This window comes from Streptomyces malaysiensis subsp. malaysiensis (assembly GCF_040653035.1).
Lineage (GTDB): Bacteria > Actinomycetota > Actinomycetes > Streptomycetales > Streptomycetaceae > Streptomyces > Streptomyces malaysiensis.
In genome coordinates this window covers 541,092-562,174 of record NZ_JBEZNG010000003.1, presented here as the reverse complement: position 1 = coordinate 562,174, position 21,083 = coordinate 541,092, and the positions used below count along the sequence as shown (strand labels likewise).

General features: G+C 71.4%; 20 protein-coding genes. 11 read left to right on the top strand and 9 right to left on the bottom strand.

Annotated features, from left to right (window positions below; translation table 11 throughout):
* The first annotated feature begins 17 nt into the window (after window positions 1–17).
* The 4 genes from AB0E24_RS09520 (at window position 18) to AB0E24_RS09505 (ending at window position 4,277) form a co-directional block, all read left to right on the top strand.
* Complete coding sequence (locus tag AB0E24_RS09520) at window positions 18–1,043, top strand: amidohydrolase family protein (protein WP_069870283.1); 1,026 nt, start codon at window positions 18–20, stop codon at window positions 1,041–1,043.
* 130 nt (window positions 1,044–1,173) lie between these two features.
* Complete coding sequence (locus AB0E24_RS09515) at window positions 1,174–2,094, top strand: amidohydrolase family protein (protein ID WP_093701527.1); 921 nt, start codon at window positions 1,174–1,176, stop codon at window positions 2,092–2,094.
* Window positions 2,095–2,156: 62 nt separating this feature from the next.
* Window positions 2,157–3,509 carry an MFS transporter gene (locus tag AB0E24_RS09510; RefSeq protein ID WP_069870287.1) on the top strand — a complete coding sequence of 451 codons (1,353 nt, stop codon included), beginning with the start codon at window positions 2,157–2,159 and terminating at the stop codon, window positions 3,507–3,509.
* Window positions 3,510–3,635: 126 nt separating this feature from the next.
* Window positions 3,636–4,277: a nucleoside/nucleotide kinase family protein gene (locus AB0E24_RS09505; protein WP_359375771.1), complete on the top strand. Its 642-nt coding sequence runs from the start codon at window positions 3,636–3,638 to the stop codon at window positions 4,275–4,277.
* Window positions 4,278–4,431: 154 nt separating this feature from the next.
* On the opposite strand, the gene AB0E24_RS09500 is transcribed toward AB0E24_RS09505, so the two are convergent.
* The gene (locus AB0E24_RS09500; protein ID WP_079257942.1) at window positions 4,432–5,214 is read right to left on the bottom strand and encodes a SigE family RNA polymerase sigma factor; all 783 of its coding nucleotides are present in this window, start codon (window positions 5,212–5,214) and stop codon (window positions 4,432–4,434) included.
* A 200-nt stretch (window positions 5,215–5,414) separates the two neighbouring features.
* Between AB0E24_RS09500 and afsQ1 the strand changes: the two genes are divergently transcribed.
* From afsQ1 to AB0E24_RS09475, 5 genes are all read left to right on the top strand, one after another.
* Window positions 5,415–6,092, top strand: a complete 678-nt coding sequence (gene afsQ1 / locus AB0E24_RS09495) for a two-component system response regulator AfsQ1 (protein WP_173963281.1) — start codon at window positions 5,415–5,417, stop codon at window positions 6,090–6,092.
* A gap of 139 nt (window positions 6,093–6,231) precedes the next feature.
* Window positions 6,232–7,776: a sensor histidine kinase gene (locus tag AB0E24_RS09490; RefSeq protein ID WP_250849703.1), complete on the top strand. Its 1,545-nt coding sequence runs from the start codon at window positions 6,232–6,234 to the stop codon at window positions 7,774–7,776.
* Complete coding sequence (locus AB0E24_RS09485; RefSeq protein WP_069870296.1) at window positions 7,773–8,387, top strand: hypothetical protein; 615 nt, start codon at window positions 7,773–7,775, stop codon at window positions 8,385–8,387. The genes AB0E24_RS09490 and AB0E24_RS09485 overlap by 4 nt, the downstream gene beginning before the upstream one ends.
* A gap of 113 nt (window positions 8,388–8,500) precedes the next feature.
* Complete coding sequence (locus AB0E24_RS09480; protein ID WP_069870298.1) at window positions 8,501–9,076, top strand: VanZ family protein; 576 nt, start codon at window positions 8,501–8,503, stop codon at window positions 9,074–9,076.
* A 60-nt stretch (window positions 9,077–9,136) separates the two neighbouring features.
* The gene (locus tag AB0E24_RS09475; RefSeq protein ID WP_069870300.1) at window positions 9,137–9,340 is read left to right on the top strand and encodes a PspC domain-containing protein; all 204 of its coding nucleotides are present in this window, start codon (window positions 9,137–9,139) and stop codon (window positions 9,338–9,340) included.
* A gap of 94 nt (window positions 9,341–9,434) precedes the next feature.
* Here the strand turns inward: AB0E24_RS09475 and AB0E24_RS09470 are convergent, their stop codons facing one another.
* Window positions 9,435–9,665 carry a hypothetical protein gene (locus AB0E24_RS09470; protein ID WP_069870302.1) on the bottom strand — a complete coding sequence of 77 codons (231 nt, stop codon included), beginning with the start codon at window positions 9,663–9,665 and terminating at the stop codon, window positions 9,435–9,437.
* Window positions 9,666–9,789: 124 nt separating this feature from the next.
* Window positions 9,790–10,956: an adenosine deaminase gene (locus AB0E24_RS09465; RefSeq protein ID WP_079257943.1), complete on the bottom strand. Its 1,167-nt coding sequence runs from the start codon at window positions 10,954–10,956 to the stop codon at window positions 9,790–9,792.
* Between the two features lie 103 nt (window positions 10,957–11,059).
* Here AB0E24_RS09465 and AB0E24_RS09460 point away from each other — a divergent pair, with 103 nt between their 5' ends.
* Complete coding sequence (locus AB0E24_RS09460) at window positions 11,060–11,824, top strand: alpha/beta hydrolase (protein WP_079153557.1); 765 nt, start codon at window positions 11,060–11,062, stop codon at window positions 11,822–11,824.
* Window positions 11,825–12,716: 892 nt separating this feature from the next.
* On the opposite strand, the gene AB0E24_RS09455 is transcribed toward AB0E24_RS09460, so the two are convergent.
* Window positions 12,717–14,084, bottom strand: coding sequence for an MFS transporter (locus tag AB0E24_RS09455; RefSeq protein WP_359375765.1), 1,368 nt, complete (start codon window positions 14,082–14,084; stop codon window positions 12,717–12,719).
* A 158-nt stretch (window positions 14,085–14,242) separates the two neighbouring features.
* On the opposite strand from AB0E24_RS09455, the gene AB0E24_RS09450 reads away from it, so the two are divergent.
* Entirely contained in the window at window positions 14,243–15,130 is an 888-nt protein-coding gene (locus tag AB0E24_RS09450; RefSeq protein WP_069870675.1) for a LysR family transcriptional regulator, read from the top strand.
* Window positions 15,131–15,194: 64 nt separating this feature from the next.
* Here the strand turns inward: AB0E24_RS09450 and AB0E24_RS09445 are convergent, their stop codons facing one another.
* The 5 genes from AB0E24_RS09445 to AB0E24_RS09425 are packed head-to-tail and all read right to left on the bottom strand — an operon-like array spanning window position 15,195 to window position 21,072.
* Complete coding sequence (locus AB0E24_RS09445; protein WP_359375762.1) at window positions 15,195–16,472, bottom strand: thymidine phosphorylase; 1,278 nt, start codon at window positions 16,470–16,472, stop codon at window positions 15,195–15,197.
* A 34-nt stretch (window positions 16,473–16,506) separates the two neighbouring features.
* Window positions 16,507–16,929: a cytidine deaminase gene (locus AB0E24_RS09440; protein ID WP_079257946.1), complete on the bottom strand. Its 423-nt coding sequence runs from the start codon at window positions 16,927–16,929 to the stop codon at window positions 16,507–16,509.
* Window positions 16,926–18,221 carry an ABC transporter permease gene (locus tag AB0E24_RS09435; protein WP_359375760.1) on the bottom strand — a complete coding sequence of 432 codons (1,296 nt, stop codon included), beginning with the start codon at window positions 18,219–18,221 and terminating at the stop codon, window positions 16,926–16,928. The genes AB0E24_RS09440 and AB0E24_RS09435 overlap by 4 nt, the downstream gene beginning before the upstream one ends.
* Complete coding sequence (locus tag AB0E24_RS09430; RefSeq protein ID WP_093702868.1) at window positions 18,218–19,351, bottom strand: ABC transporter permease; 1,134 nt, start codon at window positions 19,349–19,351, stop codon at window positions 18,218–18,220. The genes AB0E24_RS09435 and AB0E24_RS09430 overlap by 4 nt, the downstream gene beginning before the upstream one ends.
* Entirely contained in the window at window positions 19,348–21,072 is a 1,725-nt protein-coding gene (locus AB0E24_RS09425; RefSeq protein WP_079257948.1) for an ABC transporter ATP-binding protein, read from the bottom strand. The genes AB0E24_RS09430 and AB0E24_RS09425 overlap by 4 nt, the downstream gene beginning before the upstream one ends.
* Window positions 21,073–21,083: the final 11 nt, after the last annotated feature.

The following is a 21,083-nucleotide window of genomic DNA, read 5'->3' as shown; positions in this document are numbered from 1 at the left end:
CCGAGAAGGAACAGCGAATGATCATCGATTGCCATGGCCACTACACCACCGCGCCACCGGCGCTGGAGGCATGGCGTACCCAGCAGATCAACGGACTCACCGACCCCACCCGCACCCCCTCCCGCGCTGATCTCCGCATCGGCGACGACGAGCTGCGCCGGAGCATCGAGCCGAACCAGCTCCGGCTGATGGACGAGCGCGGCATCGACATGACGGTCTTCTCCCCCCGGGCGTCCTTCATGGCCCACCACATCGGCGATCTCCACACCTCCGCCGAGTGGGCGGCCCTCTGCAACGAGCTCTGCTTCCGCGTCAGCGAGCTGTACCCGGAGCGGTTCGCCCCCGCCGCGATGCTTCCGCAGTCACCGGGCGTCGATCCGGCCACCTGTGTGCCCGAGCTCATCCGCTGTGCGGAGGAGTACGGGGCCGTGGCGGTCAACCTCAACCCCGATCCCTCGGGCGGCCACTGGACGGCCCCGCCGCTCACCGACCGCTCGTGGTACCCGATCTACGAAAAGCTGGTGGAGTACGACCTCCCGGCGATGGTGCACGTGAGCACCAGCGTCAACCCCGCCTTCCACACCACCGGGGCGCACTACCTAAACGCCGATACGACGGTGTTCATGCAGCTGGTGCAGGGCGATCTGTTCGCCGACTTCCCCACCCTGCGCCTGGTCATCCCGCATGGCGGCGGTGCCGTTCCGTATCACTGGGGCCGGTTCCGCGGACTGGCGATGGCCCTCGGCAAGCCGCCCCTGGAGGAGCATGTCCTGGACAATGTCTTCTTCGACACCTGCGTCTACCACCAGCCCGGTATCGACCTGCTCCTCGATGTCGTCCCGGCCCGGAATATCCTCTTCGCCTCGGAGATGATCGGCGCCGTCCGCGATGTCGACCCCCGGACCGGCCGCCACTTCGACGACACCCGGCGCTACGCCGAGGCCGCCGGGCTCTCCGAAGACGATCTGACCGGCATCTACGAACGCAACACCCGCGCCGTCTACCCCCGCCTGGACGCCCTGCTGACCGGGCAGGGTCGCTGATGAGACCGGCTGGTCCACTGATGACGACGGCAGGCCGAGTGATGGCCAGCCCCTCGATGACCGCAGGCCCGGTGATGGCCGGTCCCCCGACGACGACCGCGGGGCCGCTCGCCCGCCCAGAGGAGCCCTCATGAGCACGCTCTCCCCCAAGACCCCGGGCTGGCTGGACTGGCACCCCGACCCGTCCGAGCCCGCCTTCGCCCTGCCGCCGGGCACCGTCGACACCCACTGCCACGTCTTCGGACCGCAAGCGGAGTTCCCTTTCGCGCCCGAGCGCAAGTACACGCCCTGCGACGGCGGCAAGGACGAGCTCTTCGCCCTCCGCGACCACCTCGGGGTCGCCCGCAATGTGATCGTCCAGGCGACCTGCCACGGCGCGGACAACAGCGCCATGGTCGACGCCGTCCAGGCGTCCGGCGGCCGGGCGCGCGGTATCGCGACCGTACGCCCGGACATCACCGACGCGGAGCTGCGCCGGCTGGACGCGGCGGGGGTGCGCGGGGTGCGCTTCACCTTTCTCCGGCGGCTGGCCGACGCCGCGCCCCAGCACGATCTGGCCGCCATCGCGAAGCGGATCGCCCCGCTCGGCTGGCATGTCGTCCTCTACTTCGAAAGCGCCGACCTGCCCGAGCTGGAACGTTTCTTCAGCTCCCTGCCCACCCCTCTCGTCGTGGACCACATGGGCCGGCCGGATGTGGCCCAACCGGCCGACGGACCGCATTTCACCCGCTTCCTGCGGTTCGCCGAGCGCCATGAGGTGTGGGTCAAGGTCACCTGCCCCGAGCGCCTCAGCGTCACCGGACCCCCGGCCCTGAACGCCGAGCGGCATCCGTACACCGATGTGGTGCCCTTCGCCCGCCGCGCTATCGAGGAGTTCCCCGACCGGGTGCTGTGGGGCACGGACTGGCCGCATCCCAACCTCACCGGCCATATGCCCGACGACGGGCTGCTGGTCGACTACGTGCCCCAGGTGGCGGTCACCGCCGAGCAGCGGCGGAAGCTGCTGGTCGACAACCCCATGAGGCTCTACTGGCCCGACGAAGGCGCCTGATCCCGGTCCGCCCCGACACCCCCCGCACCGTCCCCTCCCCGCCTCTTCGACAAGGGCCGCCCATGCAGCACTCCAACGCGGTGAACCGGCTGAACAGACTCCCCATCTCCCGGTTTCACAAGATCACCTTGCTGGCCGTCTCCTTCGCCTACTTCTTCGAGTTCGCGGACATCAACACCTTCGCCACCACCGCTCCCCAGCTCATCGACCTGTGGGGAATCACGGTCGACCAGATCGCCTACGTCACCTCGCTGTCGTTCGTCGGCATGTTCATCGGCTCGGTGGTCGCGAGCACCCTCGCCGACCGCTGGGGCCGCAAGAAGGCGCTGCTCCACACCACGCTGTGTTTCGGGGTCTTCTCCCTGGCCTCGGCCTTCTCCTGGGACATCGTCTCGCTGGGCGTCTTCCGGGTGCTGACCTCGGCGGGGCTGTCCGCGATGACCGTCGTGGCCGTCATCTACGTCAACGAGATGTATCCGGCCGCCGTACGCGGCAAGTACCAGGCGTACGCGATCGTCATCGGCATCTGCGGCACCCCCGCCACCAACCTCATCGCCAGCGGTGTCGTACCGCTCAGCGACTGGTCCTGGCGGCTGGTCTATCTGTGGGGCGCCCTCGGCATCCTCTTCATCCTCTTCACCCGGCACCTCAAGGAGTCCCCCCGCTGGCACGAGAGCCGGGGCGAGTACGCCGCGGCGGACGCGGTCCTCACCGAGATCGAGACCCGGGTCGCCGCGGAGCAGGGCCCGCTGCCCGAGCCCGCGCCGCCGGTCGACGAGACCCGGCCCGCCAAGGCGTCGCCCCGCCTGCTGCTGCGGAAGAAGTACCTCGGGCCGACCCTGCTGCTCACCGTCCTGTGGGTGACCCAGACCATCGGCTTCTTCGGCTACTCGAGCTGGGCGCCGACGCTGCTGGCCAAGGAGGGCTTCAGCGTCGAGAAGTCGGTCTTCTATGTGGCGCTCACCACGGTGGGCGCTCCGCTCGGCTCGTTCCTGGCCGCCCTGGTCACCGACCGGTACGAGCGCAAATGGTGTCTGGTGGTCTTCGGCGCGGTGATCGCGCTGTGCGGTCTGCTGTACGGGCTGACCTTCAACCCGGTCCTGATCGTGGTCTTCGGCTTCCTGGTGAACCTCTTCGAACGCGGCTACACGGCCCTGGGGTACGCCTACTCCCCCGAGCTGTTCGACACCCGCGGCCGCTCGCTGGGGACCGGCGTCTCCTACGGCCTCGGCCGTCTCTCGAACGCCGCGGGGCCGCTGATCATCGCCGCCCTCTACCACGGCACCGGCTATCAGAGCGTCTTCTTCTTCATCGCCGGTACCTGGCTCGTGGGCGCCCTCATCCTGGCGCTCTTCGGCCCCCGGACCCGCCCGGCCCGGACGGCACCGGCGGAACGGCCGCACGCGACCGTCTGACGGCGGGGGCCTGTCCGGCGGCGGTGGCGCGTCCGGCGGCGGGGTGCGCGGGCGGTCACCCGGGCCGTTACATCGCCGGTTACGCGGGGGTCACGTGGGCGAAAGGATGCGTCACACTGGTGTTCCGTGACCAGCCAACCGCCTTCCGCCCGTGTCGTCCTGCTCTCCGGCCCCTCGGGTTCGGGCAAGTCCTCCCTCGCGGCCCGCGCCGGGCTGCCCGTGCTCAACCTCGACGACTTCTACAAGGAGGGCGGCGACCCGACGCTCCCACAGCTCGCCGACGGCGGGGGCGCCGACTGGGACTCGCCGCTCTCCTGGGACGCGGACGCGGCGGTCGCGGCGGTCGAGGCGCTGTGCCGTACCTCACGGACGACCGTGCCGCTCTACGACATCGCCACCAGCGCCCGCGTCGGCGAGGAGGCGCTGGGCATCGGCCCGGCGCCGCTGTTCATCGCCGAGGGGATCTTCGCCGCCGACATCATCGGGCGGTGTGCCGATCTCGGGGTGCTCGCGGACGCGCTCTGTCTGCGCGGCCGCCCGTCCACCACCTTCCGGCGCAGGCTGCTGCGCGATCTGCGGGAGGGCCGCAAGCCCGCGCTCTATCTGCTGCGGCGCGGCTGGCGGCTGATGCGCACCGAGCGCGGGATCGTGGCCCGGCAGACGGCGCTGGGCGCGTACGCGTGCGGCAAGGGCGTGGCGCTGGGCCGGATAGCGGCCGCGGCGGCGGGCGGGCCGGTCCCCGCCCCCGGCCAGAAGGCGTCCGTATAACGAGAGCCCACGGTTCAGGGCCCGCATATGGCAAAAAGGTGCGAGGCCGGACATCCCCCCTCGGCTGTCCGGCCTCGCACCTGTTTCCCCCGTGTCCCCCGTGCTTCCCCCGATTTCCCCCGATTTCCCCCCGCCTTCGGTCGTCCCGCCGCCGTCAGGCGACCAGCTCGCCGAAGGACTCTTCCTCGTCACGGCCGAAGCTGAGGATCTCGTCCTCGCGCAGCCGGCGCAGCGAGCGCCAGATGCTGCTCTTGACCGTTCCGACGCTGATGTTCAGAATGTCCGCGATTTCCGGATCCGTCCGGCCCTCGTAGTAGCGCAGCACCAGCATCGTGCGCTGGAGCTCGGGCAGCCGGGCCAGGGCCTGCCACAGCACGGCGCGCAGCTCGGTGCCGCGCATCGCGTCGTGGTCGCCCACCGTCTCCGGCAGCTCCTCCGTCGGGTACTCGTTCAGCTTGCGCCGACGCCAGGCGCTGATGTGCAGATTGGTCATGGTGCGGCGCAGATAGCCGCCGACCGCCGCCTTGTCGCTGATCCGGTCCCAGGCCCGGTAGGTCGAGAACAGCGCGCTCTGGAGCAGGTCCTCGGCCTCGAAGCGGTCACCGGTCAGGTGGTAGGCGGTTGCGTACAGGGAGGCGCGGCGCTCCTGGACGTAGGCGGTGAACTCCGCCTCCGACGTGGTACGCCGCTCCCCCTCTGCCTCCCCGTACGAGCCTCCCCCATGGCCCCCCGGTCCCCCGTCGTCCCCCCCGAGGCCGGTGCCGGCCTCTTTGTCCCCCGTGATCGCGTCAATGGCCACCATGTAAGGAGGCCGCTGACGCCCGGCGCCGCGAGCGCACCCCCGCCCGCTCACGGCACCGGACTTCTCATTGCCCCGCCCGGCGTCGTGGAGGCGCGTGCGAACTGCGCTGGTGTTGGTGAAGTGCAGTGTGCTCATCTCGCGCCCCCCGTCGATGGAGCCTGGTCGGTCTGGCTTCTGGTGCCCCGGCCGGTGGTGTTCCGCCCGGTGCACAGAAGACTTTGCCGGGCCAGTTTCATGGGGGTGTCTGCCGACTGTCACAGGCTCGTCACAGGCGATCGAGCCGATAAACCCCTGACGGTCGAACTACAGGCCCCTTGTAGGCCAGAATGACCAACGTGCCTTTCCTGTTGCTGATCGAGGACGACGACGCCATCCGCACGGCCCTCGAACTCTCTCTGTCCCGCCAGGGCCACCGTGTGGCGACCGCGGCGACGGGCGAGGACGGCCTGAAACTGCTGCGTGAGCAGCGGCCGGATCTGATCGTGCTCGATGTGATGCTGCCCGGGATCGACGGCTTCGAGGTGTGCCGCCGGATCCGCCGAACCGACCAGTTGCCGATCATTCTGCTCACCGCGCGCAGCGATGACATCGACGTGGTGGTCGGCCTGGAGTCCGGCGCCGACGACTATGTGGTCAAACCCGTCCAGGGCCGGGTGCTGGACGCGCGGATCCGTGCGGTGCTGCGGCGTGGCGAGCGGGAGGCCAATGACTCCGCGGCCTTCGGCAACCTGCTGATCGACCGCGCGGCCATGACGGTCACCAAGAACGGTGAGGACCTCCAGCTCACCCCCACCGAGCTGCGGCTGCTGCTGGAGCTCAGCCGCCGGCCGGGGCAGGCGCTGTCCCGGCAGCAGCTGCTGCGGCTGGTGTGGGAGCACGACTACCTCGGGGACTCGCGGCTGGTGGACGCATGCGTACAGCGGCTGCGCGCGAAGGTGGAGGACGTACCGTCGTCGCCGACGCTGATCCGTACGGTGCGTGGGGTCGGCTACCGGCTGGACGCGCCCCAGTGAGCGACGGGCGCATCGGCGCAGTGGCAGGTACGCACGGGGGCGGGGAAGTACGGAATTGAGCGCAGTGAGCGACGAGCCCGGCCGGGTCCGGGGCTGGGCCGCGGGGCTTTTGCGGTGGTTCAGCCTCAGGCTGCGGCTGATGCTGGTCTTCGGTCTGGTGGCCCTGACCGCCGCCGTGTCCGCGTCGGCCATCGCGTACTGGCTGAACCGTGACGCGGTGCTGACCCGTACCCAGGACGCGGCGCTGGACGAGTTCCGCAAATCGCTGAAGGACGACACCGACCCGCTGCCCTCCCTCCCCACCTGTTCCGAATTGCGGGACGTCGCGGTACGTATGGCGGACAACACCCAGAAGTACGAGGTGCTGCTGATCACCCGGACCCGGGACGGCGAAAGCTGCCCGGCCGCCTCGGACAAGAAGCTGTTCACGCTCGACGCGGTGCCCGCCGCGCTGCGGCGCGCGGTGGATCAGAAGCGCCCGGTGAGCAAGGGGAACAGCGCCCCGTACCACCTCTACTGGCAGCGGATCACGCTGCACGGCACCCCGTATCTGGTCGGCGGGGCCAAGGTGAACGGCGGCGGGCCGACCGGCTACATGCTCAAGTCCCTGGACACCGAGCGCCAGGATCTGAACTCCCTGGCCTGGTCGCTGGGGATCGCCACCGGGCTCGCGCTGATCGGCGCCGCGCTGCTGGCGCAGGCCGCCGCGGCCACGGTGCTGCGGCCCGTACAGCGGCTCGGGGAGGCGGCGCACCGGCTGGGCGAGGGGCATCTGGACACCCGGCTCCAGGTCTCGGGCTCCGATGAGCTGGCCAATCTCTCGCACACCTTCAACCGGGCCGCGGAGCGGTTGCAGAAGCGGGTGGCGGAGCTGTCCGCGCGGGAGGCGTCCAGCCGGCGCTTCGTCGCGGACATGTCGCATGAGCTGCGGACCCCGCTCACCGCGATCACAGCCGTCACGGAGGTGCTGGAGGAGGAGGCCGACTCGCTCGACCCCATGATCGCTCCGGCGGTGCAGCTGGTGGTGAGCGAGACCCGGCGGCTGAACGACCTGGTGGAGAACCTGATGGAGGTGACCCGCTTCGACGCGGGCACGGCCCGGCTGGTGCTGGACGACGTCGATGTCGCCGACCAGGTGACGGCCTGCATCGACGCCCGTGCCTGGCTGGACGCGGTGGAGCTGGACGCGGCGCGCTCCATCGTGGCCCGGCTGGATCCCCGGCGGCTGGATGTGATCCTGGCGAATCTGATCGGGAACGCGCTCAAGCACGGCGGCTCGCCGGTGCGGGTCTCGGTGCGCACCGAGGGCGATGAGCTGCTGATCAGGGTCCGGGACCACGGTCCGGGCATCCCCGAGGATGTGCTGCCGCATGTCTTCGACCGCTTCTACAAGGCGAGCGCGTCCCGCCCGCGCTCGGAGGGCAGCGGGCTCGGGCTGTCGATCGCGATGGAGAACGCGCATATCCACGGCGGCGACATCGGCGCCGCGAACTCCCCGGAGGGCGGGGCCGTCTTCACGCTGCGGCTGCCGATGGACGCCTCCCGGATCGCCTCCGACGAGGCGGCGGACGACCCCGACCGCGATCGCGACGGCGCCTTCGCGGGCGACGGTGACGACGACGGCGGGGGCGGGGACAACGGCCCGGCGAAGGGTCCGGGCCGGAACGAGGGGGGCAGGCCATGAGCGCACGCTGGAAGCGGTCGGCCGCTCTCCTGCTGACCGGTGCGGTCGCCCTGCTGGCGGCCGGCTGCGGGATACGGGGCACCTCGGTGCCGGTGGACGCCGGGGCCGCGCCCTCGCGGGCGTCCTGCCGGGCGCCCGCCTCGGAGCAGACGGCCGAGGGGATCGGCCGGACCTCCGTACGGATCTATCTGCTGTGCTCCTCGCGGATCCTCTCGGTGAGCCGGGCCACCCGGCTGGGCGACGAGAAGACCGCCCCGGAGCCGGTGCGGGTCGCCCAGGCGCTGCTGGAGCAGCTGCGGCTGCCGCCGACGGCGGCCGAGGCGGCGGCCGGGTTCTCCACGGCGGTGGAGGACTGGGTGGAGATCACCGGTCCGGCCAAGGACGACCCGGACAACGCGCTGCGGCTGAACCGGCCGCCCGAGGAGATCCAGTCCCTGGCGCTCGCGCAGATCATCTGCACCTTCGCGGACACCGCGGTGGCCGGCGACGACGGCAAGGTGGTGCTCGGCGGCCCGGACAGCCAGCGGGATCCGCTCAAGGCGTACCAGTGCACCGAGGAGATGCGCCGCAATCCCGTGATCGCGGTCAACTCCGGGGTGCTGGTGTCCTGATTCATCACCTGCCGACACCGCCCCGTCCCAGGTCGGCGACTGGTCAGTAACAAGGTGCTGACCAGCAGGGGACGGGCGGAACCGCGACCCCCGCGTGCGGCGTCCTGAATTTCGTGCAGGGTCCTTTCGGCCGCAGGGCCGCCTTTCGCTACCGCGCCGCGGGTTTTCTCCTCCTCGTCGCACACCTTTCGTTCGTCTGCTGGCTGACCCTGCGCCCGGTGAACGTCCCCTGGGTGTCCCCCGCGACCCTCGAACCGCTCGCCACCATCCGCGCCGATCTGGCGCTCAGCCCCTGGTCCGCCGCCCGTTCCATCGGCGGCGGGCTGCTGCTGCTCGCGCCGCTGGGGGTGCTCCTGCCGCTGGCCGCGGGCCGGGTGGAGGTGTATCCGCTGGCCTCGCTGGTCCGTACGGCCTTCACCGGGGCGATGGTGGCGCTGGGGGTGGCGCTGCTGCGCAGCGAGGTGACCGGGCAGATCATGAACATGGACTCGGTGCTGCTGAACACCGCCGGGGTCGTTCTGGCGCATCTGCTGGTGGTGCCCGCCGTCCGGGCCTGCCTCCGCCGCCGGGCCTACCGGCGCCGGACGGCCCCCCTCCCCCGGGACGACGGCGCCCAGGCCCCGACCCCGACGATTCCCAGGGTCGGGATCGCACCGTGGAGCGACGTCTCCTCCGGCACCCGCACATAGCGTTGAGGACATCGGGAACCAGCTCTTCCCGAGCCCGTCCGACGAGGAGGAGTCCCCATCATGTCCGCACCGCTGGTCCGCCCCCGCCACGACAAGAAGATCGCCGGTGTCTGCGCGGGTCTCGCCCGGCGCTTCGGGACCACCCCGACCACGATGCGGGTGCTCTTCGTGGTCTCGTGTCTGCTGCCGGGGCCGCAGTTCCTGCTCTATCTCGCGCTGTGGTTCCTGCTGCCGGCGGAGGACAGCTATCGCGAGGCGTGGTGACCCGGGATCTCCGCGCCTCGATCCCGATACAGGGAACGGCCGGGCCGCACATCCTCAACGGGATATGCGGCCCGGCCGTGTGCCCGGTGGGGGTTCAGCCCAGCTTGATGAGGTTGCCGGTGGGCAGACCACTTAGCGGGAGCTGGCCCAGCATGCCCTGGCCGGGCTTGGCCTGGGGAACGGCGGGCTTGGCCGCGGACTGCCCCGGGGCGCCGACACTGCCCGCGCCGGGGGCCGGTGCCGCGGACGCGGCGCCGCCTGCGGCGACAACGGCGGCGGCACCGAGGGCAATGGCACCGAGAGTCTTGAGGGTTCCCTGCTTCATCAGAAATCTGTCCTTGAGACGGGGGCTTGACCGATACGGAAACGTAGCCATGGATTTCGGCTGCCCGCAAACACCGGAAACGGCCCCTGATTCCCCGCCCGTGCCGTGTGACCAGTTCGCTCGTTCAGTCGCCCGCGGCAGCGGAACCCCTGGTCACGGCGGATGCGGAGGCCACATCGCGGAACAGCCATTCGGACTTCAGCTCGGCGTATCCGGGCTTGATCACGTCATTGATCATCGCCAGACGTTCGTCAAAAGGAATGAAGGCCGATTTCATTGCATTGACCGTGAACCATTGCATGTCGTCAAGCGTGTAATGGAACGTTGATACAAGATGCTGGAATTCCCCGCTCATGCTCGTCCCGCTCATGAGACGATTATCCGTATTCACGGTGGCACGGAAATGCAAGCGGCGGAGCAGCCCGATGGGGTGCTCGGCGTAGGAACTGGCCGCGCCGGTCTGGAGGTTGGAGGTCGGGCACAGCTCCAGCGGGATGCGCTTGTCACGGACGTACGAGGCGAGGCGGCCGAGGTTGAGCGAGCCGTCGTCCGCGACCTCGATGTCGTCGATGATGCGGACGCCGTGCCCCAGCCGGTCCGCGCCGCACCACTGGAGCGCCTGCCAGATGGACGGCAGCCCGAACGCCTCGCCCGCGTGGATCGTGAAGTGGTTGTTCTCCCGCTTCAGATACTCGAAGGCGTCCAGGTGCCGGGTGGGCGGGAAACCGGCCTCGGCGCCCGCGATGTCGAAGCCGACCACGCCCAGATCGCGGTAGCGGTTGGCGAGTTCGGCGATCTCCAGGGCGCGGGCCGCGTGGCGCATCGCGGTCAGCAGCGCGCCGACGCGGATGCGGTGGCCGTTCTCAAAGGCCCGTCGCTCACCCTCGCGGAAGCCCTCGTTGACCGCCTCGACGACCTGTTCGAGGGTCAGCCCGCCCTCGAGGTGCTGTTCGGGGGCGTAGCGGATCTCGGCATAGACCACGCCGTCCTCGGCGAGGTCCTCGGCGCATTCGGCGGCGACCCTGACGAGCGCGTCGCGGGTCTGCATCACACCGACGGTGTGCGAGAAGGTCTCCAGATAGCGCTCCAGCGATCCGGAGTCCGCCGCCTCGCGGAACCAGACGCCCAGCTTGTCGGGCTCGGTCTCCGGCAGCGCGTCGTACCCCGTCTCCCTGGCGAGGTCGACGATCGTGCCGGGGCGCAGCCCGCCGTCGAGGTGGTCGTGCAGCAGCACCTTGGGGGCTCGGCGGATCTGTTCGGGGGTGGGCTCATGGCTGTGCTCGCTCGTCATGCGGGCACCATAGCCCCTACGCGCGTAGAACGTGAGGGATAGATACGCAACAGTGACCCGCACGGGTAGTGGAGTACACCAGTCCTTCTGCGATCGTGTCGCCATGGCTCAGCAAGCGTTGCCCGAGCGGGGCGCACGGCTGGGGCGGCCGATGGGCGCGGCCGCCGCACGAAGGACCGTACACGGTGTGGTGCTGCTGCTCCCCGAGGGGGAGCCCAACGGGACGAGACGGCCGTCCAGACTCTCGGTGGCCGCCACCTTGCCGTTGGCCCGGCGGCTGGTCCGGGCGGGCCGGGAGGAGGGGCTGGCCGCCCATGTCGTCCACTACCGGCGCCGGGGCTGGAACGGGGTCGCCGCCGATGCCGCGTCGGACGCCGCATGGGCCGTGGAGGAGGTGGTACGGCGCTACGGCGACGTACCGATCTGCCTGATCGGCCATGGCATGGGCGGGCGGGCCGCCCTCCGCGCCGCCGGCCACGCGGCCGTCACCTCGGTCGTGGCGCTGGCCCCCTGGCTTCCGGCCCCGGACGAGCTGCTCGAACCCGAACCGGTGAAACAGCTGGTGGGACGGCAGGTGCTGATCGCCCACGGCACCAACGACGAGCGGACCGACCCCGAGCTGTCCTACCGGCTGGCCGAGCGGGCGAAGAAGGCCAACCGGGATGTGTGCCGCTTCGAGGTGCACACCGATGGGCACGGGCTGCACCAGCACCGCTCCGAAGTGCAGGCGCTGGCCGTGGACTTCCTCCTCGGCACCCTCTTCCACTCCGGCTTCTCCCGCCCGGTCGCCGACGCGCTGGCGGCTCCGCCGCCGTTGGGGCTGCGGATGCCGCTGGCGTCGGGGTTCGGGGCGAATCTCGGGCACTGAGCGCTTGGTTGTGCGCGGGCGCCCAGGCCCCCGTCCGTGCGGCTCCTGCGCCGCACGGACGGGGGCCGGGCGCGGCGGGGGCCCTGTTTCGCCGCCGAGTGCGGCGCCGTCTCGCGCCTTCGGCGCACTTGAGCAACGGGGCAGGAGGTGGGGCGCGGCGGGGGCCGTGTTCGTCGTCGGGTGCGGCGCCGTCTCGCGCCTTCGGCGCATTTGAGCAGCGGGGCAGGGGGTGGGGGGCGCGCGCTCGTCGCCGAGCGCCGAGCCGGTGGGGGCAGCGCCGGGGCGGCTACGGTCCTCGATGGCCAGGTTTCCGCCGGACTGCGGGCGGCTGAGCGCTCCGGGTCGCGCCCGCGCGGCGGAGCCGCACATCGGCACAGCCCCGCGCCCTTTCGGGGCGCCACCGAACCGTAGCCGACTCCGCCGGTCCGCTGAGGAGCTGCTCCCGGACGGCCCTCCGGGTACCCATCCAAAAAACGCTTGATCTGGCGCAACTAATTTATCAAGCGATTTCCGGGGGTACCCCCGGCTGTCCGGCGTCGGCCTCGGCCCCCGGGGCACCGACGCCGCCACCGGCGCTCGCCCCCACCGGCCCGGCGCCCGGCGACGCGGGCCCGGCCCGGCACCCCCTGCCCCGCTGCTCAAATGCGCCGAAGGCGCGAGACGAAAGCCGCACCCGACCGAGCACGCCCGCACACGCCCCACGAACCGGCCCCCCACGGACCGGGCCCCCAAACCGGGCCCTCACGCACCGGGCCGCCAAACCGGGCCCCACGGGCCCCCACGCACCGGGTCCGGACGAACCAGGTCCGGACAGGCGAAGGGGCCGTCCGCCGGACAGTGGCGGGCGGCCCCTTCGGGCTTCAGGGGTTCAGGGCTTCAGGGGAGGCCGGGGCTAGGACGGCACACCGCACAGCTCGCGCCGTGCGACCTCCGCCCGCCGCTCGGCCCTCGCCTGCCGCGTCGCGTACAGCGTGATCCCCGCCGCGCCGACGACGGCCACCAGGCCCATGGCGACCGTGCCGCCCCACCCGGCCGCGTGGAAGGCGAGCGCGCCCAGCGCACCGCCCACGCTGCTGCCGATGTAGTACGACGCCTGGTAGAGCGCCGCGGCCTGGGCGCGCCCGGTCTTGGCCGTACGGCTCACCGCCGAGGACGCCGCCGCGTGGCCCGCGAAGAAGCCCGCGGTGATCAGCACCAGACCGGCCAGCACCGCCGGAATGGAGTTCAGCAGGGACAGCAGCAGCCCGGCCGCGGTCGTGGACACCGCCGCGTACAGCGCGCCGCGCCGGCCGAGCCGGCCGACCAGCTTGCCGGTCGCCGCCGAGGAGAACGTGCCGACCAGGTAGATCAGGAAGATCGAGCCGATCAGGCTCTGCGAGAGACCGAAGGGCTGGGCCACCAGGCGGTAGCCGATGACCGTGTAGACCCCGCCGAAGACCGTCATGAACAGCGCGCCGATCGCGTACAGCCGGCACAGCAGCGGATCGGAGAGGTGCCCGGCGAGGGTGCGGGCCAGCGCCCGCGGGCTCACCTCGGCCGGGGTGAAGTGCCGGGGCCTGGGCAGCAGCATCCGGAAGGCCACCGCGCACACCACCGCCATCACGCCCACCGCGGCCAGCGCGACCCGCCAGCCCCCGGCGTCCGCCACCCAGCCGGTGAGGATCCGGCCGCTCATACCGCCGACGCTGTTACCGGCCACGAACAGCCCGATCGTGCCGACCAGCGCCTTCGGATGGACCTCCTCCGACAGATACGCCATCGCGGAGGCCGGGATCCCGGCCAGCGCCGCACCCTGGACCGCGCGCAGCGCGATCAGCCAGCCCAGGTCCGGTGCGAACGGCACCAGCAGGGCGAGGGCGACCGCGACCGTGAGCGAGACGGTCATCATGGCGCGCCGGCCGAACCGCTCGGACAGCGCGCTCAGCGGGATGACCGCGAGCGCCAGGCCGAAGGTGGACGCGGAGACGCTCCAACTGGCCTGGTCCGCCTGGACCCGTAGATCGTCGGAGATCGCGGGCAGCAGCGCCTGGGTCGAGTAGAGCAGGGCGAAGGTGGCGAGGCCCGCGGTGAAGAGGGCGAGCCGCATCCGGGAGTACCCGGGGCGGCCGGGCCGCATCCGCTCCGGCACGGGGGCGTTCGCGGCGTCGGACGCGGAAGGGTCGGAAGGGTTGGAGTTCGTCGACATCACATTCGTCGACATCACAGCGGAGGCGTCCACCGGGTGGTTTCCGGCGGACGCCCTGGTATCAGCAGGAGGCATGGTTCGACCGTACGTAACCTTCGTTGATGCGTCCAATGCACGGAATGGCGATAATCGATCCAGTGCCGCATGAGTAGAGGTCAGGGGCGTCCGTGTCACTCATCAGTTACGAAAACGACATTCCGGTGACAGCGGATGCCGAGGCCGGGTCCTGGGCGATGGCCCTCACTCCGCGCCTCGCCCAGTTCGCCGCCGTCGCCCGCCATGAGCATGTGACGCGCGCCGCACAGGAGTTGGGGGTGCCCCAGTCGACGCTCAGCCGGGCGATGGTCCGGCTGGAGGAGGACCTGGGGGTGGCGCTCTTCGCCCGCCGGGGCCGTACGGTGGCGCTCACCCCGGCGGGGCGGACGTTCCTGCGCTCGGTGGAGCGGGCCCTCGCCGAGGTCGACCGCGCCGCCGAGTCCGTACGGGCCGACGCCGACCCCGCGGCGGGCCGGGTCTCGTTCGGCTTTCTGCACACGCTGGGCACCGAGACCGTGCCCGGTCTGATCCGGGGCTTCCGTGCCGACCATCCGCGGGTGCGGTTCCAGCTGGTCCAGAACTACGGCGAGGCGATGATCGAGCGGATGCGCGCGGGCGGCCTCGATCTGTGTCTGACCTCCCCGGTGCCGGACGCCCCCGATCTGGTCGCCCGCCGGCTGGACGAGCAGCGGCTGCGGCTGGTGGTCCCCGACGACCACCGGCTGGCCGGACGCCGCCGGGTCCGGCTCGCCGAGGCCGCCTCGGAGCTGTTCGTCACCCTGGAACCTGGCTACGGGCTGCGGCGCATCACCGACGCGCTGTGCGCGGAGGCGGGGTTCACACCGCGGATCGCCTTCGAGGGCGAGGAGGCGGAGACGCTCCGCGGCCTGGTCGCCGCCGGCCTCGGCGTGGCCCTCCTCCCGCCCCCGGCGGTCCCCCGCCCCGGGGTGGCGGAGCTGACCGTCACCGCCCCGCGCGCCGTCCGCGAGATCGGCGTCGCCTGGCTGGACGGCCACCCCGACACGCCCCCGGTGGCGGCCTTCAAGAAGTTCCTGCTGAGCCGCCGGGGCCAGCTGCTGCCGTAACCGGCGCGCGGCCGGTGCGCCCGGCATCCGCGCGGCCGGTGGCCGGGGTGCCGGCGCGCCCGGGTCAGGCGATGCGGTCCAGAACGATCGGGGACGCGGTGAACTCCGAGTTCCCGGGGGCGTAGTCGATCGCGTTCTCCAGGGCCTCCAGGGCGTAGGTGAACGCCGACGGGGTGTCGGTGTGGAGGGTGAGGAGGGGCCGGCCGGGGGTGACCCGGTCGCCCGGTTTGGCGTGGAGCTCCACGCCCGCGCCCGCCTGGACCGGGTCCTCCTTGCGGGCGCGGCCCGCGCCCAGGCGCCAGGCGGCGAGGCCGACCGCGTAGGCGTCCAGCCGGGTGAGGACGCCGTCGGCGGTGGCCGTGACGACGTGGTGTTCACGGGCGGTGGGGAGCGGGGCGTCCGGGTCGCCGCCCTGGGCACTGATCATGCGGCGCCAGTGGTCCATCGCCGTGCCGTCGGCCAGGGCCTTGGCGGGGTCGGCGTCCGGCAGACCCGCCGCGTCCAGCATCTCGCGGGCCAGGGCCAGGGTGAGCTCGACCACGTCGGCCGGGCCGCCGCCCGCCAGGACCTCCAGCGACTCGCGGACCTCGAGCGCGTTGCCCGCCGTCAGGCCGAGCGGGGTGGACATGTCGGTGAGCAGGGCGGTCGTACGGACGCCGTGGTCATTGCCGAGGCCGACCATCGTCGCGGCCAGTTCGCGCGCGGAGTCGATGTCCTTCATGAAGGCGCCGGAGCCCACCTTGACGTCCAGGACCAGGGAGCCGGTGCCCTCGGCGATCTTCTTCGACATGATCGAGGAGGCGATGAGCGGGATCGACTCGACCGTACCGGTGACATCGCGCAGCGCGTACAGCTTCTTGTCGGCCGGGGCCAGCCCCTCGCCCGCCGCGCAGATGACCGAGCCCACATCGCGCAGGACGGCCAGCATGTCGGCGTTGGACAGCTGCGCCCGCCAGCCGGGGATGGACTCCAGCTTGTCGAGAGTGCCGCCGGTGTGGCCAAGGCCCCGGCCGGAGAGCTGCGGTACGGCGGCTCCGCAGGCGGCCACGAGGGGGGCCAGCGGCAAGGTGATCTTGTCGCCGACACCGCCGGTGGAGTGCTTGTCGGCGGTCGGGCGCGGCAGGGAGGAGAAGTCCATCCGCTCACCGGAGGCGATCATCGCGGCGGTCCAGCGGGCGATCTCGGCCCGGTCCATGCCGTTGAGGAAGATCGCCATCGCGAGCGCGGACATCTGCTCGTCCGCCACCTCGCCGCGCGTATAGGCGTCGATGACCCAGTCGATCTGGGCGTCGGTCAGACGGGTGCCGTCGCGCTTGGCGCGGATGACGGAGATGGCGTCCATGGGGGTGGTACGGGGCCTTTCGTGTTCGGGAGCATCAGCCGTGTGCCGCGGGGCGGCGCAGGTCGGCGGGGCCGAAGGCGTCCGGGAGGAGTTCGGCGAGCGGGCGGATGCCCGTGGCGGTGTCCATCTGGAGCTCCGGGCCGCCGTGCTCCCACAGCAGCTGACGGCAGCGGCCACAGGGCATCAGCACGGCGCCCTCGCGGTCGCAGCAGGTGAAGGCGGTGAGGCGGCCGCCGCCCGAGGCGACGAGGGAGGAGACCAGACCGCATTCGGCGCACAGCGCGACGCCGTACGCGGCGTTCTCCACATTGCAGCCGCTGACCGTCCGGCCGTCGTCGACGAGCGCGGCGGCGCCCACCGGGAAGCCGGAGTAGGGGGCGTAGGCCCGGGACATGGCGTCCCGGGCCCGCACACGCAGCGACTCCCAGTCGGGGGCCGCGGCGGCGGAAGTGGTCATGTGCCCTGTCCCTTCCGGTAGGGCCTGTTGTTCGCCTTGGGCATCCGCAGCCGCTGTGAGGCGAGGCCCATGACCAGCAGGGTCACGATGTACGGCGTGGCGCTGACCAGGTCGTTGGGGACCGTGTCGGTCAGGGCGTACCACAGCAGCAGCGCGACGGCCGCGGCGCCGAACACCGCGCCCGCGACATAACTCTTGCGGACAATCCGCCAGGCCGCCAGCGCGGCGAGGCCGAGTGCGACCAGGAGCAGCAGGGCGTGCACGGTCGCCCCGCCGTTGCGCAGCTGGAGGGCGTCGGAGTAGCCGAACAGACCGGCGCCCATCGCGAGCCCGCCCGGCCGCCAGTTGCCGAAGAGCATGGCGGCGAGGCCGATGTAGCCGCGGCCGCCGGTCTGGCCCTCGTTGTAGATGTGCGAGCGGACCAGGGCGAGGAAGACCCCGCCGAGCCCGGCGAGGGCGCCGGAGATCACCACGGCCGCGTACTTGTAGAGGTAGACGTTGACGCCGAGGGACTCGGCCGCGGTCGGGTTCTCGCCGCAGGACCGCAGCCGCAGTCCGAACGAGGTCCGCCACAGGGCGAAGAAGCTGCCCACGACCAGCAGGACGGAGACGATGGTCAGCGCCGAGATGTCGGTGACCAGGCCGCCGAGGACGCCCGCGATGTCCGAGACCAGGAACCAGTGGTGGTTCTCCAGATCGGCCAGCCAGTCGGACAGCCCGGGGACGGTGAACGTCTGGATGGGGTCGACCTGCGGGGAGTTCTTCGGGGAGCCGCCGATGTCGGCCAGCGGCTCGAACCAGCGCTTGGCCAGATAGGTGGTGGCGCCGAGGGCGAGGATGTTCATCGCCACACCGGAGATGATGTGGTCCACCCCGAAGGTGACGGTGGCCACCGCGTGCACCAGACCGCCGACGGCGCCGCCGAGGACGCCCGCGAGCACACCCACCCAGGGGTTGGTCTGGTAGCCCGCCCAGGCACCGAAGAAGGTGCCGAGGATCATCATGCCCTCGAGGCCGATGTTGACCACACCGGCCCGCTCGGACCACAGCCCGCCCAGGCCCGCGAGGCCGATGGGCACGGCCATGGAGAGCGCGGCACCGATCTGCCCGGCGGAGGTGACGCGGTCGAAGTCCGCCTGCTGGGCGGCGTCGACGAGCGTCCGCAGCACCGACAGCGCGATCAGCGCCCCGGCGACGATCAGCAGCACCTTGCCCAGGGACATCCGGGAGGCGGGCCCGTTCCCCTTGCCCGGCGCGCTTGTGCTCTTGGTGGTGGTCACCGTGGCACTCATGCCGGCACCTCCGTCTTGTCCGTGCCCTGGGGCTTGTCGGCCCTGGCCTGGGCGGCGAGTTCCGCGCCGACCCTCTGCTGCTGGCGCTTGAGGCCGTAGCGGCGCACCAGTTCGTACGCGATGACGACACACAGGACGATCACGCCCTGCATCACACCGACGATCTCCTTGTCGTAGCCCTCGAACTCCAGGCGGTTGGCGCCGCGCTCGAGGAAGCCCCACAACACGGCGGCCAGGGCGATGCCGACCGGGTTGTTGCGGCCGAGCAGCGCGATGGCGATACCGGTGAAGCCGATGCCGGTGGGGAAGTCGGAGGTGAACTGGTGGGTGTCGTTGAGCAGGGTCGGCATGCCGATCAGGCCGGCCATCGCCCCCGAGAGCACCATGCTGGTGAGCACCATGCGCTTGACGTTGACGCCGCTGGCCTGGGCGGCGGACTCGGAGCGGCCCACCGCGCGCAGATCGAAGCCGAACCGGGTGCGGCCGAGCAGGAACCAGAAGCCGACGCCCGCGAGCGCGGCGACGACGATGAAGCCCCAGATGGGGTCGAGGTCGCCGCCCGCCGGGATGGTGAAGAAGTGGCTGGAGGACGGCAGCGGGTCGGTGGCCACGATGTTGGTCTGCTTGTCCAGGTCGGCCAGCCGCCCGTCCACCAGCAGATAGCTGATGACGATGCCGGAGAGGGAGTTCAGCATGATGGTGCTGATCACCTCGCTGACGCCCCGGTAGACCTTCAGCAGCCCGGCGATGGACGCCCACATCGCGCCCACCAACATGCCGACCAGCAGGATCAGCGGGATCTGCACCAGCCCCGGCAGCCCCAGCGCCCCGCCGACGACGGCGGCGAAGAAGGCGGCCAGCCGGTACTGGCCGTCGACGCCGATGTTGAAGAGGTTCATCCGGAAGCCGATGGCCACCGCGAGCCCCGCCAGGTAGTACGTCGTGGCCTTGTTGAGGATGTAGACCTGGCTGTCGGCCTTCATGCCGTAGTCGAACATGATGCCGAAGGCGTTGAACGGCTCCTTGCCGGTCGCCAGCAGCACCAGCGCGGTCAGCACGAACGCGGCGGCGAGCGCCAGCACCGGGGCCGCGACCGCGAGCAGCACCCGCTCCTTGTCCAGCTTCTTCATCGGTCCTCTCCCCCGGTCGCGGCCTCGGCCGCGGGCCCGGTCCCGGACGCGGTCCCGGTCGCGGCCTCGGTGCCGTCGTCCGCCGAGTCCTCCAGATGGCCGGAGGCGGCGCCGGTCATGGCCGAGCCCAGCTGCTCCGGGGTGATGGTGGCGGGGTCGGCGTCGGCGACCAGCCGGCCGCGGTACATCACCCGCAGGGTGTCGGACAGGCCGATCAGCTCGTCCAGGTCGGCCGAGATCAGCAGCACCGCGAGACCCTCACGGCGCGCGGCGCGGATCTGGTCCCAGATCTGCGCCTGGGCGCCCACGTCCACCCCGCGGGTGGGGTGCGCCGCGATCAGCAGCTTGGGGTGGTGGCTCATCTCCCGGCCGACGATCAGCTTCTGCTGGTTGCCGCCGGACAGCGAGGCCGCGGTGACCTCGATCCCGGGCGTACGGACGTCGTACTCGGCGACGATCCGCTCGGTGTCCCGCCGGGCGGCGGCCGGGTTGAGCAGCCCGCCCTTGCTGTTGGGCACCTCGGTGACATGGCCGAGGATGCGGTTCTCCCACAGCGGCGCCTCCAGCAGCAGTCCGTGCCGGTGGCGGTCCTCGGGGATGTAGCCGATGCCGTCCTCACGCCGCTTGCGGGTGGGCGCGTGGGAGATGTCGGCGCCGTCCAGGGTGATGGTGCCGGCGTCGGGGTCGCGCATGCCCATGATGGCCTCGACCAGTTCGGCCTGGCCGTTGCCCTCCACTCCGGCGATGCCGAGGACTTCGCCCTTGTGGATGGTGAAGTCGATGTCGTCGAGGACGGCCCGCTGCACCCCGTCCACATCGGTGGCGGTCAGCCGCAGCGCGCCCACGACCAGCATGTCGGTGTCGGTGACGGTGGATTCGCGGGTCTCGGGCGAGGGCAGTTCGCTGCCGACCATCAGCTCGGCCAGCTGCCGGGGGCTGGTCTCGGACGGTACGACGGAGGCCACCGTGGTGCCGCGGCGGATGACGGTGATGTCGTCGGCCACGGACAGCACCTCGCCCAGCTTGTGCGAGATGAACAGCACCGTCAGGCCCTCGGACTTGAGCTCGCGGAGGTTGTCGAAGAGCGCGTCGACCTCCTGCGGGACGAGGACCGCGGTCGGCTCGTCGAGGATGAGCGTCCGGGCGCCCCGGTAGAGGACCTTGAGGATCTCCACCCGCTGACGGTCCGCCACGCCCAGGTCCTCCACGAGGACATCGGGGCGTACGCCCAGCCCGTAGGCGTCGGAGATCTCCTTGATCCGGGCGCGTGCCCGGCCGCCGATGCCGTGCAGCTTCTCCGCGCCGAGGACCACGTTCTCCAGCACGGTGAGGTTGTCGGCGAGCATGAAGTGCTGGTGCACCATGCCCACCCCGCGGGATATGGCGTCCGCCGGGGAGTGCAGCTCCACCGTCTTGCCGTCGATCGCGATGGTGCCCTCGTCCGGGCGCTGCATCCCGTAGAGGATCTTCATCAGGGTCGACTTGCCCGCGCCGTTCTCGCCCACGAGGGCGTGCACGGTGCCGCGGCGCACGGTGATGTCGATGTCGTGGTTGGCGACGACTCCGGGGAACCGCTTGGTGATTCCGTGGAGTTCTACGGCGACGTCGGTGACGGCACCGGCGGGAGCGCCCTTGGGTGGGCTGGCGGCTTTGATGGCGCACTCCTGAGGGGCGACGGGGGGTGGGGCTGGCCGGGGGCCGGACCGGCCGGGGTATGCCACGGACCCGGCCG

Coding starts and splice junctions, on each gene's coding strand:
- AB0E24_RS09520 (WP_069870283.1), top strand. CDS start 18: ATGATCATCGATTGCCATGGCCACTACACCACCGCGCCACCGGCGCTG.
- AB0E24_RS09515 (WP_093701527.1), top strand. CDS start 1,174: ATGAGCACGCTCTCCCCCAAGACCCCGGGCTGGCTGGACTGGCACCCC.
- AB0E24_RS09510 (WP_069870287.1), top strand. CDS start 2,157: ATGCAGCACTCCAACGCGGTGAACCGGCTGAACAGACTCCCCATCTCC.
- AB0E24_RS09500 (WP_079257942.1), bottom strand. CDS start 5,214: ATGAGCACACTGCACTTCACCAACACCAGCGCAGTTCGCACGCGCCTC.
- AB0E24_RS09490 (WP_250849703.1), top strand. CDS start 6,232: ATGCTGGTCTTCGGTCTGGTGGCCCTGACCGCCGCCGTGTCCGCGTCG.
- AB0E24_RS09485 (WP_069870296.1), top strand. CDS start 7,773: ATGAGCGCACGCTGGAAGCGGTCGGCCGCTCTCCTGCTGACCGGTGCG.
- AB0E24_RS09475 (WP_069870300.1), top strand. CDS start 9,137: ATGTCCGCACCGCTGGTCCGCCCCCGCCACGACAAGAAGATCGCCGGT.
- AB0E24_RS09470 (WP_069870302.1), bottom strand. CDS start 9,665: ATGAAGCAGGGAACCCTCAAGACTCTCGGTGCCATTGCCCTCGGTGCC.
- AB0E24_RS09465 (WP_079257943.1), bottom strand. CDS start 10,956: ATGACGAGCGAGCACAGCCATGAGCCCACCCCCGAACAGATCCGCCGA.
- AB0E24_RS09460 (WP_079153557.1), top strand. CDS start 11,060: ATGGCTCAGCAAGCGTTGCCCGAGCGGGGCGCACGGCTGGGGCGGCCG.
- AB0E24_RS09455 (WP_359375765.1), bottom strand. CDS start 14,084: ATGCCTCCTGCTGATACCAGGGCGTCCGCCGGAAACCACCCGGTGGAC.
- AB0E24_RS09450 (WP_069870675.1), top strand. CDS start 14,243: ATGGCCCTCACTCCGCGCCTCGCCCAGTTCGCCGCCGTCGCCCGCCAT.
- AB0E24_RS09445 (WP_359375762.1), bottom strand. CDS start 16,472: ATGGACGCCATCTCCGTCATCCGCGCCAAGCGCGACGGCACCCGTCTG.
- AB0E24_RS09440 (WP_079257946.1), bottom strand. CDS start 16,929: ATGACCACTTCCGCCGCCGCGGCCCCCGACTGGGAGTCGCTGCGTGTG.
- AB0E24_RS09435 (WP_359375760.1), bottom strand. CDS start 18,221: ATGAGTGCCACGGTGACCACCACCAAGAGCACAAGCGCGCCGGGCAAG.
- AB0E24_RS09430 (WP_093702868.1), bottom strand. CDS start 19,351: ATGAAGAAGCTGGACAAGGAGCGGGTGCTGCTCGCGGTCGCGGCCCCG.